Here is a 15,468-nt window from a genome sequence, read left to right on the forward strand (position 1 = left end):
CAAAGGGTACACTTTATATCGGATGTTATCCAACTATGGCGGACTTTTTCATCTGATTTTTTCTTTAATACTGGTATTGTGAATACAGAACTCTATAAATAACCTTATGGATGAAGAAGGAATTGATAAATATTTATTTCCCAGAACTGTTATGGTCATTGACTTTGTTGTTGGAACAACGAAAACGGTTGAATTTATATAATTTGTTAATCTTGACCTATATTAAATTTAACTTTATAATTAAGTTAACTTTATAGTAAAGGAGAATTAGTATATGAAGATAAATGAGGATAAATTATTTGAACTCGTTACTGAAATAAATGAGATGCATTATACAATGAATAAAATCATCATAAAAGAATATCAATCTTTACTTGATGATGATCTTACTAATAATCAAACAATTCTAATGGATATTGTTAAAGATTACGAAAAAATTTCTATTGGAGAGATTGCTCGACTAATGAAAATAACATCTAGTGCTGTTGGACAGATTGTTAATAAACTCGAAGATGAAAATTATTTAATGAGGACGATTAATCCAAAAAACAGACGCGAAATACTTGTGCAACTAGCAGATAAAGGAACCCGATATTTTGAAAAGGAAGAAAAAATAAATCGTGAAATTATTAATCGTTTTTACTCACAAATGGAATGGAGTGAAATGGAAGAACTCAAAAGAATTCTCACAAAGCTAACTAAAATTGTAGAAAAAAAATGTACAATACAAGATTGGGAGGAAACTAATCATGACCAACACAAAAGCTAACCTAGAAAGATTATTCGTGGATATTAAAAAAAGAGAATTATTTAATGGCACAGTTCTTGTCGCTAAAAAAGGCGAGATTTTATACGAAGGAGCTTTCGGTGATGCAGATTTGTCAACAAATCGTCCATTAACATCACGATCTGTTTTCAACCTTGCATCTGTTTCAAAGCCAATTACAGCAACCGCAATATTGTTACTCGTTCAGGAAGATAAACTAAGTCTTGATGATCCTGTGCAGAAATGGATACCTAATCTTCCTTATGAGGGCATTACAATTCGACATTTACTTAACCATACGAGCGGACTCCCTGATTATTTAGATCTATTTGAGATGTACTGGGATAAAGCGAAAATCGCTGACAATGACGACTTACTTAGGTATTTAATCAAATACAAACCTGAGCGTCTCTTTGCACCAAATGAGCGTGTTGAATATAGCAATACTGGCTATATTTTACTCGCAATCATTGTCGAGCGTGTAACTGACATGGATTTTGCCGATTTTTTACAAGAGAACATTTTTAAACTACTTAATATGATTCACACTCAAGCCATTGGCGTTAGAAAAGAGAATATCGAAATTGCTGATTATGCATACGGTTATGTCTACGATGTATATGCAGGCGAGTATGTTTTGGCAGATGATTTTGAGGAGTCAAAAATGGTTACCTATTTAGATGGAATGCTTGGTGACGGTGGTGTTCAATCAACTGTTAGGGATCTCTATCTTTATGAGCGTGCTCTAAGCACGGGTAATTTAATCAATGATGAATTACTAAAAGAAGCTTATACACCAGCGGTGACAGAAACCGAAACACCATTTAAATATGGTTTTGGTTGGATCTTGGAGGATGATAAGGAAAAAGGTCAAATCATTTGGCATAGTGGTGGTTGGCCAGGTTATGCAACAAGCCTTAGACGCTTCATCGATCGTGATATTGTCGTTATTGCACTAAGAAATAAAGAACAAGATTTCGATTTTGAACAACAAGTCTTACATGCAATCGAGCAAGCTGCTTTCGATGAACCTTATGAACTTGCTGAGGAAAAACCTCCTTTAGAACGTGCTCAAGTTATTCCAGTAGATGTTTTAAAACGTCTTGTCGGTGATTATGCACTAACAGAACATCCTGATTTAATCATTCATGTTTTATTAGAAAACAACAGACTTTTTATCAAGATGCCTGGTTCAATGAAACTCGAATTACACGCTAAGTCAGAAAAAAAATTCTTCTTAAGAGGATTATCAATAGATGTTGATTTTACAGCGGAAGACGGTAAGGTATTAGTAAAGATTATTGATGGTAATGAAGTGCAAACAGCAGAGCGTCAGTAATTAACAGAGGATAAATGGAGTTTTAAACATACAGATTACAACGAAACGACTACTTATTCGGCAGTTCAAGCAAGAAGATTTCCCCTTCGTTTACGCATACATCTCAGATGAGAAAACGATGTACTATCTACCAAAGGACACCTTCACTGAGGACGATACAATAAAGTTTATTGAAAAACACAGTTGTGGCAATCCCGAAGCTTATCCTGTCGTCCTCCTAGGAACAAATGAAGTCATCGGTCATATCATCTTCGAAAAATATTTTGGCAAGCATACGTATGAGATTGGCTGGGTATTCAACAAAATGTTTCATGGCAATGGTTATACCACAGAAGCTGCGGGAGCAATGATCGCTTATACATTTGAAACATTAAACTTACACCGCGTTGTTGCTACCTGTCAGCCTGAAAACACAGCCTCTTATCGTGTCATGGAGGAGATTGGTATGCGCCGTGAAGGATTTTTAAACAATGTATTCCCTATAAAGATACGTGGTGTATCGCCAATAGAAACACAATTCAGCCTGTAATATCAGAAATGATGCCATATTCTTTCATTAATTTATTTTTAACCATGTAATATTCTTTCTCAGTAATCAATTTACGGGTTAGCAGTTGTTTTAACATAGCAATTTGCATACTATAAAGAATCAAATTCTGTTTCAAAAAACACGCCCCCTTATAATTAATCAATTAAAAATCAGACGGCTGTTGGTACAGCTCCACGGGAATTTCACCCCTGCAAGTATTCCTTCCAGCCCTACTCATAGCTTGCGACGCTTTGAACGTTCGAACCATGACGGTAGAGGAGTATCATTATCCATACTGATGGGTTATCGCCAGCAATCCACCACGATTGCATTAGACTCATAGATAATCGCTCGTTTCTATCGAAAGTCATGGCGTATGAATCAAGTGGCTCATCATCAGTAGAACGTATCTGATTTTCGGTCTATACTGCACGGCGTTATCTTCCGTGCTTTCTTTGTCAAAGAACAATATATGTGAAAGGGAAAACTTAACCATGTAATTAAATCTTGAAAGCTAAAATGCCCTGCATAAGCTTCGAACGTAAACGATCATGTATGTTTACATCAATGCCCCAATACGTATTACCACGCTCATTGTTTTCCATAATAGTATTAATCATCCCATTCATCTGCATGCTTCTCAAAAAAGCGTCTTAACGGTTTAAAAGAACTCGTTCGCCTATACTGTACAGTACTACGTGAAATGTTGAACAATTGACCAATTTTTACATCAGAAAGATTAAAAAAGTAGTATAGTAGGATGATGATAATACGCTTCTAAACTAGCAAGCTATGCATCGCTTTTGCAAGAAGTGTAGGAGTAGTTCTCTTACCAGCTACTTGATTGTTCTTCTATTCCTTCTCCCTCGTAGTGTATGTCTAAGGTATAGAGCTGATTTTCTTCTTGCAGTGTTAAAATTGAAAATGTTATCCCCTTAGATAGCTGTTTCTGCCGTTCAGTACGAGAAGGCTCCATACACTCATCTCCCTTCGAAACTGTAAAGATGTGTGATGATTTCCCCTTTCATTATCTTCAACAATTTTTTTTGTAAAATGCCAAAAATCAGAGAAAAAGTTTTAAAAAATAACCCAACTGAATATTAAGTAAGCGTCAAATAGCCCCCACCTTTATGCATTAATGGTGGGGGCTTATATTATTAATTAGATAACTTATTAAAAGCTATGCAAGAAACAGGAAGTGTTGTAGACCAAGGCAGTAACTGGTCTAAGGCATTTTCATCTGTCGTATCCAAATTGGGAAGCTGCTCAAATAGGTAGCGAAGATAATAATATGGATTTAATCCATTTGCTATCGCTGTCTCTACAATGCTATAAATAACTGCGCTGGCTTGTGCACCTTGCGGTGAATTTGAAAAGAGCCAAGCTTTTCGACCAATCACAACGGGCTTGATCGAGCGTTCACTTCGATTATTATCTATCTCCAAACGTCCGTCCTCTAAAAAGGCCACTAATTTGTCCCATTGGTTTAGACAGTATGCAATGGCTTTTCCAAGTCCGCTTTTAGGTAATACTTTCTGTTCTTGTATTTTTAGCCATGACAAAAAAGCATCTAGCAGGGGTTTACTTTTTTCAAGGCGTTTCTGATGGCGTTCTTCAGGTTCTAATTCTTTTAACTGTCGCTCAATAGCGAAGAGTTGATTACAGAATTGTAGACCTTCCGTTGCCGTTACAGGCTTTAGATTATTGGCAGGCACGGCTTTCAGTACATCTGTGAATCCCCTTCGAGCATGTGCCCAACAGCCAACGAGGGTTACATCTTGCACTTTATGATAACCAGCGTATCCATCAACCTGTAAATATCCTTTAAACCCTTTAAGAAATTCTTTCGGGTTCTCTCCTGCTCGAGTTTCTTTATAATCATAAAGGATGATAGGAGGCCCTTCTTTTCCAGTGCGATACAGCCACAGATAGGATTGGGAAGTGGCCGATCTGCCAGGTTCACGAAGCACTTGAAGCGTGGTTTCATCGGCATGCAAAATATCAAGCATCAAAAGAAGGAGATGCATCCGGTCATACAGTATACTCAACCACCGTTCTGCACCAATTATCATCCAATTGGCGAAAGTTTGGCGAGAAAGATTGATACCCATTCTATTAAATTGTTTCTCTTGGCGATATAAAGGGAGGCCCTCTACGTATTTTTGAGTCATTATATGTGACAAGATAGAAGGAGATGCAAGGCTCCCCGAGATGGCCGGTTTCGGCATAGGGGCTGTTTTAATAGGTGTTTCAATCTCAACATGTTCACAACGACGGCAAGAATAAACATATTGAACATGCTTTACAACCTTCAATTCCGCAGGAATATAGACAATTTCTTGGCGTACTTCCGTACTCATTTCGTGCAGTGTTCCATTGCAGCACGAACAGACCTGATCCTCGGCGGATAAACGGTATTCAATCGTTTCCACAGGCAGGTTTTCTAACATCGCTTCGCGATGACCGCGTTTTTTTCGGCGGCGCTGATAGGTGATGGATTCTAAAACAGGTTCTGGTAAATCAGGATTTGCTTCTTTTTCAACCTCATTAAAAAGCTCTAATTGACCAGGGAGGGTTTTTTCGCTAGAAGCACCGAATCTCTTAAGCTGCAGAAGGCGAAACTGTTCTTCGAACCATTTTAATTTGGCCTCTAACTCACTTTGCTTTTTTAGCTTCGCCTCTAATTCTGCATTTTGCTTTTCCAGTGTTTCTAAGCGTTTTAGAAGTTCTTCAATTGTAGTAGTGGTGGGTAATGTCGCTGACTTATTCATAAAATTATTATACGATAAAAAAGCCCCATCTCTTCAAATTTTCATTATTTAAATTACTGTTCTTTCCATTACAACAGGATGGGCTTGTTTCTGTTCCAACGTAAGTCCATCAAGCAGCCATCGAAATTGGCGCGGACTAATTTTCAAAGGATCCGAACTATTATCGGATGGCCAATGAAATTTACCGCGCTCTAGCCGGCGATAATAAAGCCAAAAACCACTATGATCCCAAAATAAGATTTTTAATTTATCCCTATTTCGATTGCAGAAAACAAACAGATTTGAAGAAAATGGATCTAGGTCAAACCCCTCTTTCACAAGAATCACTAGCCCATCAATGGATTTTCTTAAGTCGGTACTACCTCGAGCGAGGTACACTTGGTTAATTGAAACTTCACTTAACATGTTTGAGCACCTTTACAACTTCCATTAAAAATGATGGATTAAATCCAGGTCTGACTTCTATAGAAGCCGAGCCAACTGTAATTTGTAATGATTCATTTAACGTTCTGGTAGATTCGTTCTCAATCGCTAATGAAACCCATTCTTGTTTTGATCTGGTTTTAGAGCTTTGATGTGAACCCCCAATTTTCCTTAACCAGTACTTAAGTTGATGAATGTTTACATTATTGGCATCACACCATTTTGCATGAGTCATTCCACTGGATTTTAAATCGGCAATTCGCTTTTCCCACTCTTCACGTAAATCAATTTTCGGCATAAAAAAACCCCCTCTATAAATAATTTTCCTGAGGTGATTATTGCATAGATTCTACGTTGTGCATATGTGGGGAAAGTTTTACGCTTACAATATTAACAGTTAGGTAGAATCATTTTTATTATTAAGAACCAAAACAAGAAATACTTTAAATGTCAAACTCTATTTTATTACAATTTGTTTAGTGCAAAATAAAAGTTAAGAGTATTGCAACAAAAATGTTAGAAGATTGTACAAAGAAAAAGGCTTGCCAGTCCCTTCGAAATACCCTACCGTTATTGGTGTCGAATCAATCAATGGTGGGAGGACGAAAGGATGCTAGCAATGCCTGAAATTAATCATATCAAAAAGTTAAGGAATATTAAATCACTGTCAATCAACGAAATTTCTAAACGGACTGGTTTTAGTTGGGTAACGGTAAAAAAATACGCTGATGAAGATCAAATACCCCAAGAAAAAAATATAGTAAGGAAAGGCATGATGTACGAAGATAAATGGGGAGAAATTGTAATCGATTGGTTAAGTGAAGATTATTCGCTAAAAAAGAAACTTAGACGGAACAACAAGAACATTTTTGAAGGATTAAAAAAGATGGGTTTTACTGGTTCTTATCGAACCATTTGCAATTTTATCAAGGAAGAATGGAAAGAAAAAATACTAGAAGATTCGGAAGGATTGAGAGAAGAATATGAAAGGTTAACTCATCCACCAGCTGAAGCACAAGTGGATTTTGGCGTTACAGAAGCCATCGCAGATGGCAAAACAAAAGATATCCATGTTTTGGTGATGAGTTTTCCTTACAGTAATGCAGGTTATGTCGTACCACTACCAGCCGAAAATCAAGAATGTTTTTTAGAAGGTCTGAAAGTACTTTTTAACCAAGCTGGATTTGTACCTAGGAAGCTCCGTTTAGATAATCTTTCAGCTGCAGTTGTAAAAGCAAGAGGACGTGGTCGAGAAACAGTCTTTAATGAAACATTTTTACATTTCGCAAATCATTACGGTTTTGAAGCACAAGCTTGCAACGCTAGGAAGGGAAATGAAAAGGGTCATGTAGAAAACAAGGTAGGATATATTCGCTATAATTTTTTCACACCGTCCCCTATCATGAAAGACTTCGCTCACTTACGTGATCGTTTATTTGAAAAGTGTAAAGAGGATCAACAACGGTCTCATTATATAAAAGGCTGTTTAATTACAGATTTATTTAAAGCAGAAAAGAAATATGGACTGGCATTGCCCGAATCTGAATATCCAGTTTTTAAACAAGCGATGACTTCTGCGAATAAATACGGAGAAGTGCGAATTGACGAAACGTTAGTCCATGTACCTAAAAGTTATCATTACGGTAAGTTACAACTCATTTTATATTGGAATACATACAAAGTTGTTTCCCTGAACGGCGAGCTACTTTCCAAAGGGCCTAGACCATACATGAATCAAGAAAGAGAAATCCCATGGCAAGCTATTCTAAAAAATTGGAGAAAAAAACCACGTTCAGTTGTATATTCAAGATATTTTTCATACTTACCAGGCCGCATTTCTTATTACTTGAACATAGATTCGATGAAACTAAGAAAAGAACGTATAGATTGGTTATTAAACTTGATTATTCATCATGATATGAGAGAAATAGATTTAAGGTTTTATGAATTATTACCCGAAGAGTCACTTTATAATAATCATTCTAGAGACTCAATAAAACATCCCTATGATGTAGATTGGAATATATATGATTCGTTAAGACCTACCGGTCAAACAGATGTGAATGAAGGTGCTCAGCATGACTGATAGGGTTAAAGAAAAATGTAAAGTTTTACGTTTAGCTTATATTGCCGATATATACGAGAAAATTAGCTTTGAGAATCCAGAGCAATATTTAGTAGATGTATTAACCCAAGAAATAGAGCTTAGAGAAATAGCAAAAGCAGAACGTTTAATAAAAAAGGCAAAATTTATGAATAAGAAAGAACTAACGGATTATCAATGGGATGATCAAATCCATTTTCCGCAAAATTTTAATAGAGACACTCTTGAATCCCTTAGTTTTATTAAAAGGGAAGAGAATATAATTCTAACAGGAGCACCAGGAACTGGAAAATCCCATTTAGCAACAGCATTGGGAAGAAAAGCTTGTAGAAATGGATATGAAGTTCGTTTTTACAGAGTAGCAGATTTAATTGAGATATTGGAGAAGTCGTGGACCGAAGGTCGATTTCAGACCTTCCGCAATCGCTTTCAAAAGGTTGATATGATTATTCTAGATGAGATGGGATACGTGCCATTTAGTAAAGATGGAGCTGAATTATTATTTCAATTAATTTCCGATTGGTATGAACGAAAAAGTCTCATCATCACATCAAATTTAGAATTTAGTCAGTGGAATAAAATATTTGTGGATGCACGTTTAACTGCGGCTTTAGTAGATCGAGTAATCCACCACGCACATATTTTGAGCTTTACTGGTGGTAGTTACCGTGTAAAATACGCTTTATCAAATCGTTAATCAAATTAAAAATAAGGGATGGCAAAGTTCTAAACTTTCCACTGCATTTTTCTAAACTTTTTGCTTGCAAAATACACAATTCACATAAAAACTAATCGAACATAATAATGAATAATACAAAAATAAAGTTTTTTTAAAATCATTTCTTATCTGTTAAACGTAATGAAACTTGAAAGGTCCAGCTAAATAAAATAGTAAGAACATAAAAATATAACCAAATAAAAATCTTAAATAAAGTATTTGAGCCTCAGTCGATTTTCAAAAGTCATAGCATATGCATGTTGAAACCATGGATAATATTTCCCATACTTGGAACTGGAGATAAAAAGAGGACATATAACTTTGATTTATCGTGGTATTAATAGAACCATTTTTGAAAAGTTCGATCAAAAAATAATAAAAACCTGTTATAGCTATTTTCAATTACTCATTTTTTTATCAATTAGTAATAATACTGTCAACATAACCACACTAAATACCACTATAAACAGAAATAACAAGTATAACGTCATCAATCCTTCAAATGTCTTATCAAACTCCAAAAGAGTAAAATCCGGATCATACATCGCACCCATGGAAATATATCTAGCAACTTCAAGATAAATAATATGAAAGATAATACTCATCCATAGTGTTCCTGCATACTTTCTATATAGCTGTAAAGCAATTCAAAAAGTGAAGAGCAATATAAAATAAACTATAGTAATTTCAATTAGCTCACTAAAGAATATTGGCTCCAATGCCATCACCATAATCGGCACACAGATGAAAATTAATGGTTGTAAATCAGCTAGATGATGAAACGAAATTTCTTATGTAACTCTTCAAATATTAATCCATGAATAAAGACTTCCTCTGGAAATGCCTCATAGATAAATGCTGTCACTGTATTGATTAAAACTGTAGTTAAAACACTTGCTGTTAAGTTTAACCTGACATTTTCAATGCCAATAAATAAAAAACTGTTAAAATACCTGATACAAGTAATGTAAAAGGTAACGTAATTACCACGATCAATTTAGATCGTGAATTTACACCCTTCAATCCTATTTTTAGACATGGATGGATTTTTACTTTTAAACATATAGAGTACCTTGTAAAAGCATACCTATTTGCGAACCATACCTAGAATTTCTATCAAATATGTCAAACATTACCGAATACAAAGAGAAATAATGAAACGGGTATAAAATACAAAAGTAACCGACTAATACTGAATTTCGACGAATCCAATTGAATGCTCCTTTTTTATTAATGTAATATTGATTTAAACTACGTATTAAGTCTATAGTTTCAGTTCACTTATTGTTTTTAAATTAAGATCGATCCTACTATCGACATCTACTGTTGGAAACAATTCACTAAACCTTATTTAATTTAATAGCTCTTATAAACAAAAAATCCGCCGGTCTTCTTCCATTCTAGCTCCAGATAATTGAATATTTTTTTACGTCTTTTATTACCTTATTTTTGGTTGCGTTAACCTTTTGTTACCCTAATTCACTTACTATTGACTATATTATTTAATATTTATTAAGCCTTACGATAAACATTATTCTACTCGAACACCTTTAATTTGATACTTATTTTCCGATTAACCAATTTCTTTAACCCACCATTATACTTATAGATGATAATAATTTCTGATTTTTGGAAAGTGGATGATGACCTTCGTATATTTCCCATCTTCTGAATGAATGGAAAGGTCATGTCCTAATTTAAGAGCCATTTCTTTTGCAAGGTAGAGACCTAAACCGGTAGATTTGGCATGACTTCTCCCAATAAATCCTGTAAATCCTTTTTCAAATACGCGGCTGATATCCTCTGGCTTAATTCCAATGCCTGTATCTTGAATCTGTAGCCGCTTTTCTTTTCGATCTTCCTCAAATTGTACGGAGATTTCCCCGCCTTCACCTGTATATTTTAAAGAATTTGAAAAAACTTGATCCATAATAAAACCAAGCCATTTACTGTCGGTATGGACAACCTGTTCAATATTGTCCATATGAAAACGAATTTGCTTGTTAATAAAAGATTTGGCATATTTCTTTACACTGTTTTTAGCGACTTGATCCAACACTACCTCGGAAATAAAATAATCTTTGGAAAAAGAATCAATGCGAGAATAATAAAGAGCCTGCTCTACGTAATTTTCTATTCTATCCAACTCATCTTCAAACTTGTCCACAAGGTATTCAACAGTTCTTCCATTACTGTTTTCCATAAGCAAGCGACCTGCCGCAATCGGAACCTTGACTTCATGAATCCAAGATGTAATAAAGTCTTGATGATCCATTTTTCCGTTATACAACTTTTGTAATTGATCGCCATGCACACTATTTACTTTTTTTAATAACTCAAGATATAACAGTTGTTCATCGTTTCGCGGTTTAGGCAGAGTTGCGAGAAATTCTTCATGATTACTTTCAACCAAATCATTTAATTCCCGATAAAATTCTCTATTGTAATAGTATTCGATGATTACGTATATAGCTACAATAAAAAAGATAACCATATTGGTATATACGATATTACTTACAGCGTTTCTGGAATCTGTGCTCACAATCATCATCAAAGAAACAAAGAACATAATGATCATGTTTAATATAAAGAAATTCCGTTTATCTTTTAAGTAATGAAAGAAATTCATTGAATTATATAACCTTGTCCTTTCTTAGTTGTAATAAAGTGTTCTTTTCCAAGTTCAACAAGTTTTTTACGCAGGCGAGCAATATTAACCGTCAATGTATTTTCGTCCACGAAATTTTCATTCTTCCAAAGGCTACGCATCATTTTCGTACGACTGACAATGATTCCTTTATTTTTCATAAGAATTTTTAAAATAAGAAATTCTGTTTTCGTGAGTTCCGATTTTCGATCTCCATGTAAGACCTCTCCGTTTTCAAGATTTAATATAATTCCATCATGTTCCATTGTCTGAGACTGTGTTTCCATATAGGAATACGTTCTGCGAAGGAGTGCATTAATTTTTGCAATCAATACATCCATATGGAAAGGTTTTTGAATATAATCATCTCCTCCCATGTTCATCGACATCACTATATCCATTGGTGTATCACGGGAAGAGAGAAAGATCATAGGGACCTTTGAAATTTCTCTGATTTTATTACACCAGTAAAATCCGTCAAACGATGGCAAATTGATATCCATGATGACTAGGTGAGGATCATGATTAAGAAATACCTGCATGATTTGGTCAAAGTCTTCAATCTTAACGGTTTCAAAACCCCACTTTTCTAATGTTTCCCCTACCATATCACGAATGGTCAAATCATCTTCCACAATCATGATTTTCATTCCTCTTCCCTCCAAACAATCATCCTTCTGTAACATCATATTAATTGAATATCGACCAATATACAAAGAAAACATAATGTTTAAAGATACTTTTTATCAATGTGACGAAAATGTAAGGTTACGAGATCAAGCTGTAAGTTTATATTAAGGTTTCCTATTGTACAATTAAATTGTAGAAAAAACAGCTCTGAATGGAGGATTTATATATGAATATTGTAGTCGAAGCAAAACAAATAAAAAAAGTCTATGGTGCAAAGGGAAATATATTTTCAGCTTTGGAGGATATAGACTTAACGGTCATGGAAGGTGAATTCGTCGGTATTATGGGACCCTCGGGTGCTGGTAAATCAACTTTACTAAATATATTGGCAACTATTGACGAGCCGACTACGGGTAACATCGTGGTTGACGGAATCAATTTGACAAAGATGAATGAAGAACAATTATCTGCCTTTCGCCGTGACAAACTTGGTTTCCTTTTCCAAGACTATAATTTATTAGATACTTTAACTGTGAAAGAAAATATTATCTTGCCGTTAGCCTTGGCAAAATTGAACATTAAAGAATTGGAACGAAGAGCAGATGAAGTGGCAGATAAATTTGGAATTCGCGACATTTTAAATAAGTACCCGTATCAAATTTCTGGTGGACAAAAGCAACGCACGGCAGCTTCTCGAGCGATTATTTCAAAGCCAAGCCTAATATTGGCAGATGAACCAACAGGTGCGTTGGATTCGAAATCAGCAACAGACTTGTTAGAAAGTTTAAAGGATCTAAATGAACAAGACAAGGCAACCATTTTAATGGTTACCCATGATGCTTATGCGGCAAGTTATTGTAATCGCGTCCTATTTATTAAAGACGGTAAAATCTTCACAGAACTTGTGAAAGGGAAAAGATCCCGCAAAGAATTTTTCAACAAGGTGTTGGATGTTCTATCCGCACTGGGGGGTGGAGCAAATGACGTTATTTAGTTTAGCAAGGAAAAATATTAAAGGTAATTTCAATAATTATTTTGTCTATTTTGTTACGCTCGTATTCAGCATGGTTATTTATTATACGTTCACTTCCTTGCAATATAGCGAAAAAATTCAGGAAAGCATTGAATTGTCGGATACAATGAGTTTCATGTTTGGGGTATCATCAATTATCTTAATTTTATTCGTAGCAATCTTTATTTTGTACTCCAATTCATTCTTCACAAGAAAAAGGAAGAAAGAAGTCGGATTGTACGCCATACTTGGTTTACGCAAGAAAACCATTGCAAAAATGTTGTTTTATGAAAATTTGATTATGGGAATCATTGCAATAGTTATTGGAATTATTCTTGGGACCTTACTTTCCAAATTATTTGCAATGATTTTAATAAAACTTACGGGTTCAATTGCCGAGATGGACTTCGGTATTTCCATTTTAGCGATTACCCAAACAGTCATAGTCTTTATGGTCATTATTTTATTCACTTCCGTTCAAGGTTACCGTTTGATTTATCGTTTTACATTAATCGAATTATTCTATGATGAGAAAAAAGGAGAACAAATTCCAAAGGTTTCACTTATTTCGGCTGTTATCGGAGTTATATTGCTTGTCGTTAGTTACTGGCTGATATTAAAACCATTTCCTGACGAATTTACTACGGAATATTTAATAAAAAATTATGGGATTGCTTTTGTTGCTCTCGTCATTGGCACCCAATTATTTTTTCGATCTGTAACGGTCTATTTATTAAGATTTTCACAAAAAAATAAGTCGCGTTATTACAGAGGAACTAGAATAATTGAAACATCTCGTTTACTGTTTCGTATTAGAGGGAATGCACGTACCTTTACAGTCATTGCATTGTTGAGTGCTGCTACGATCTGTTTCTTAGGTGCAACTTACAGTGGGTATTACAGCAACGAAAAAAGAGCTAAGGAAGTTGTTCCGTTCAGCTATTCACATTTGTCAAAAGGTCCAGAAATTGATTCGCAGGTGGAGAGCATAATAAAAGCAGATCATCGACATCCAATAAAAGCCAAACTAGACATACCCGTCATTCAGGTAAAAGGAATACTCTCATTTCAACTGGATTATGACATAAATCCTGTGAAATTAATCTCAGAAAGTACATTTAATAAAGTAGCGAATGCTTTAAATAAGGATGAAACAGTCTCACTATCAGGAAATCAAGCAGCAGTAATCCAGCCAAGGTTTACTGAATATACGAAGTCGGTTTTTAAAGGAGAAAATATAACGATTCAATTGCCTCAAGGAAGCAGCGAACTGCCATTTGTCCATATGGTTGAAAGTAATGTGCTACCTTTCGATTATCCCGATTTCTTTCTCGTAGTCAGTAACGAAATGTTTGCCAAGATAGCCAAAAAAGAGGCACCATTAACTTATAAAGTGTATGAAGTGGAAAATGAAGTAACGGCACAAGCCACTTCAAGGAAAGTAAATAAACTGGTTGGAAACGATTTTCAAGTTTCTTCATCATTTTATACGGAGTATAAGCAAGGTAAAGAAGGAAACGCAATTACTCTCTTTATTTTTGGTTTTTTGGGACTTGTATTTTTAGCGGCAAGTGGAAGTATCATTTATTTCAAACAGTTAACAGAAGCGAATGAGGCGAAAGGACAATATGAAATCCTTAGAAAAATCGGTGTCAATAAAAAGGATATACGTAAATCAATCAAAAGACAGTCATTATTTGTGTTCGGATGGCCACTAACCGTAGGAATATTGCACAGTTGTGTGACATTGTACTTTACTAGCAACTTTATTTCTAATCTAATTGGAATCAATCTTATCTTCCCTATTCTAATGGCTATAGTCTTCTTTGTTATCATCTATGCAGTCTATTACGTATTAACTGTTAATACGTACAATCGCATTGTAAACAAATAAGAGCGAAACATCTCTCGAATGTTCGGTTCGAGAGGTGTTTTGTCATGTATTCCTTTGTTAAAAAAATCCTCATTACTCTGGAATCTAGACCGATTATATTATTGAAGTTCAAATTGAACATCCTTAAATCTTCTAACAACAAAAAATCGAATGATTGGAAATATGATAACTCCCATACAAAATGTATCGCCAATAGAAACACAATTCAGCCTGTAATATCAGAAATGATGTCATATTCTTTCATTAATTTATTTTTAACCATGTAATATTCTTTCTCAGTAATCAATTTACGGGTTAGCAGTTGTTTTAACATAGCAATTTGCATACTATAAGGAATCAAGTTCTGTTTCAAAAAAACACGCCCCCTTATAATTAATCAATTAAAATCAGACGGCTGTTGGTACAGCTCCACGGGAATTTCACCCCTGCAAGTATTCCTTCCAGCTCTACTCATAGCTTGCGACGCTTTGAACGTTCGAACCATGACGGTAGAGGAGTATCATTATCCATACTGATGGGTTATCGCCAGCAATCCACCACGATTGTATTAGACTCATAGATAATCGCTCGTTTCTATCGAAAGTCATGGCGTATGAATCAAGTAGCTCATCATCAGTAGAACGTATCTGATTTTC

General features: G+C 35.0%; 15 protein-coding genes and 1 pseudogene. 7 read left to right on the forward strand and 9 right to left on the reverse strand.

The window, feature by feature from the left end; genetic code table 11:
- Nucleotides 1–274 precede the first annotated feature (274 nt).
- The 3 genes from AB4Y30_RS14970 (at nt 275) to AB4Y30_RS14980 (ending at nt 2,634) form a co-directional block, all read left to right on the forward strand.
- A complete protein-coding gene (locus tag AB4Y30_RS14970) occupies nt 275–769 on the forward strand; it encodes a MarR family winged helix-turn-helix transcriptional regulator (protein WP_368653014.1) in 495 nt (164 codons plus the stop codon).
- Complete coding sequence (locus AB4Y30_RS14975; RefSeq protein ID WP_368653015.1) at nt 750–2,105, forward strand: serine hydrolase domain-containing protein; 1,356 nt, start codon at nt 750–752, stop codon at nt 2,103–2,105. The genes AB4Y30_RS14970 and AB4Y30_RS14975 overlap by 20 nt, the downstream gene beginning before the upstream one ends.
- Nucleotides 2,106–2,205: 100 nt before the next feature.
- Nucleotides 2,206–2,634: a GNAT family N-acetyltransferase gene (locus AB4Y30_RS14980; RefSeq protein ID WP_368655238.1), complete on the forward strand. Its 429-nt coding sequence runs from the start codon at nt 2,206–2,208 to the stop codon at nt 2,632–2,634.
- Here AB4Y30_RS14980 and AB4Y30_RS14985 read toward each other — a convergent pair.
- The 6 genes and pseudogenes from AB4Y30_RS14985 to AB4Y30_RS15010 all read right to left on the reverse strand — a co-directional run bounded on the left by AB4Y30_RS14985 (nt 2,624) and on the right by AB4Y30_RS15010 (nt 6,126).
- Nucleotides 2,624–2,770 carry a conjugal transfer protein gene (locus AB4Y30_RS14985; protein ID WP_306068122.1) on the reverse strand — a complete coding sequence of 49 codons (147 nt, stop codon included), beginning with the start codon at nt 2,768–2,770 and terminating at the stop codon, nt 2,624–2,626. The genes AB4Y30_RS14980 and AB4Y30_RS14985 overlap by 11 nt on opposite strands.
- A 364-nt stretch (nt 2,771–3,134) precedes the next feature.
- Nucleotides 3,135–3,230 (reverse strand): annotated as a pseudogene (locus tag AB4Y30_RS14990) (helix-turn-helix domain-containing protein); the annotation flags it as partial.
- Nucleotides 3,231–3,463: 233 nt separating this feature from the next.
- Nucleotides 3,464–3,610 carry a hypothetical protein gene (locus AB4Y30_RS14995; protein WP_230199681.1) on the reverse strand — a complete coding sequence of 49 codons (147 nt, stop codon included), beginning with the start codon at nt 3,608–3,610 and terminating at the stop codon, nt 3,464–3,466.
- A gap of 181 nt (nt 3,611–3,791) precedes the next feature.
- On the reverse strand, nt 3,792–5,405 hold the full coding sequence (locus tag AB4Y30_RS15000) for an IS66 family transposase (protein WP_368653016.1): 1,614 nt from the start codon (nt 5,403–5,405) through the stop codon (nt 3,792–3,794).
- 48 nt (nt 5,406–5,453) lie between these two features.
- Complete coding sequence (tnpB, locus tag AB4Y30_RS15005; protein ID WP_153951384.1) at nt 5,454–5,810, reverse strand: IS66 family insertion sequence element accessory protein TnpB; 357 nt, start codon at nt 5,808–5,810, stop codon at nt 5,454–5,456.
- Nucleotides 5,800–6,126, reverse strand: a complete 327-nt coding sequence (locus AB4Y30_RS15010) for an IS66 family insertion sequence element accessory protein TnpB (protein ID WP_220158449.1) — start codon at nt 6,124–6,126, stop codon at nt 5,800–5,802. Before AB4Y30_RS15010 ends, tnpB begins: the two co-directional genes overlap by 11 nt.
- Before the next feature lie 321 nt (nt 6,127–6,447).
- On the opposite strand from AB4Y30_RS15010, the gene istA reads away from it, so the two are divergent.
- Nucleotides 6,448–7,914 carry an IS21 family transposase gene (gene istA, locus AB4Y30_RS15015; RefSeq protein ID WP_368653017.1) on the forward strand — a complete coding sequence of 489 codons (1,467 nt, stop codon included), beginning with the start codon at nt 6,448–6,450 and terminating at the stop codon, nt 7,912–7,914.
- Entirely contained in the window at nt 7,907–8,629 is a 723-nt protein-coding gene (gene istB, locus AB4Y30_RS15020) for an IS21-like element helper ATPase IstB (RefSeq protein ID WP_368653018.1), read from the forward strand. The genes istA and istB overlap by 8 nt, the downstream gene beginning before the upstream one ends.
- 1,624 nt (nt 8,630–10,253) lie before the next feature.
- Here the strand turns inward: istB and AB4Y30_RS15025 are convergent.
- Both AB4Y30_RS15025 and AB4Y30_RS15030 read right to left on the reverse strand, forming a co-directional pair.
- On the reverse strand, nt 10,254–11,279 hold the full coding sequence (locus AB4Y30_RS15025; protein ID WP_368653019.1) for a sensor histidine kinase: 1,026 nt from the start codon (nt 11,277–11,279) through the stop codon (nt 10,254–10,256).
- The gene (locus tag AB4Y30_RS15030) at nt 11,276–11,947 is read right to left on the reverse strand and encodes a response regulator transcription factor (protein ID WP_095239542.1); all 672 of its coding nucleotides are present in this window, start codon (nt 11,945–11,947) and stop codon (nt 11,276–11,278) included. The genes AB4Y30_RS15025 and AB4Y30_RS15030 overlap by 4 nt, the downstream gene beginning before the upstream one ends.
- Nucleotides 11,948–12,153: 206 nt before the next feature.
- On the opposite strand from AB4Y30_RS15030, the gene AB4Y30_RS15035 reads away from it, so the two are divergent.
- A complete protein-coding gene (locus tag AB4Y30_RS15035) occupies nt 12,154–12,921 on the forward strand; it encodes an ABC transporter ATP-binding protein (RefSeq protein WP_238472604.1) in 768 nt (255 codons plus the stop codon).
- Nucleotides 12,908–14,833: an FtsX-like permease family protein gene (locus AB4Y30_RS15040; RefSeq protein ID WP_368653020.1), complete on the forward strand. Its 1,926-nt coding sequence runs from the start codon at nt 12,908–12,910 to the stop codon at nt 14,831–14,833. The genes AB4Y30_RS15035 and AB4Y30_RS15040 overlap by 14 nt, the downstream gene beginning before the upstream one ends.
- Nucleotides 14,834–15,038: 205 nt before the next feature.
- Here the strand turns inward: AB4Y30_RS15040 and AB4Y30_RS15045 are convergent, their stop codons facing one another.
- Nucleotides 15,039–15,185, reverse strand: coding sequence for a conjugal transfer protein (locus AB4Y30_RS15045; RefSeq protein WP_158323784.1), 147 nt, complete (start codon nt 15,183–15,185; stop codon nt 15,039–15,041).
- Nucleotides 15,186–15,468: the final 283 nt, after the last annotated feature.

The organism is Ornithinibacillus sp. 4-3 (genome assembly GCF_040958695.1).
Lineage (GTDB): Bacteria > Bacillota > Bacilli > Bacillales > Amphibacillaceae > CALAMD01.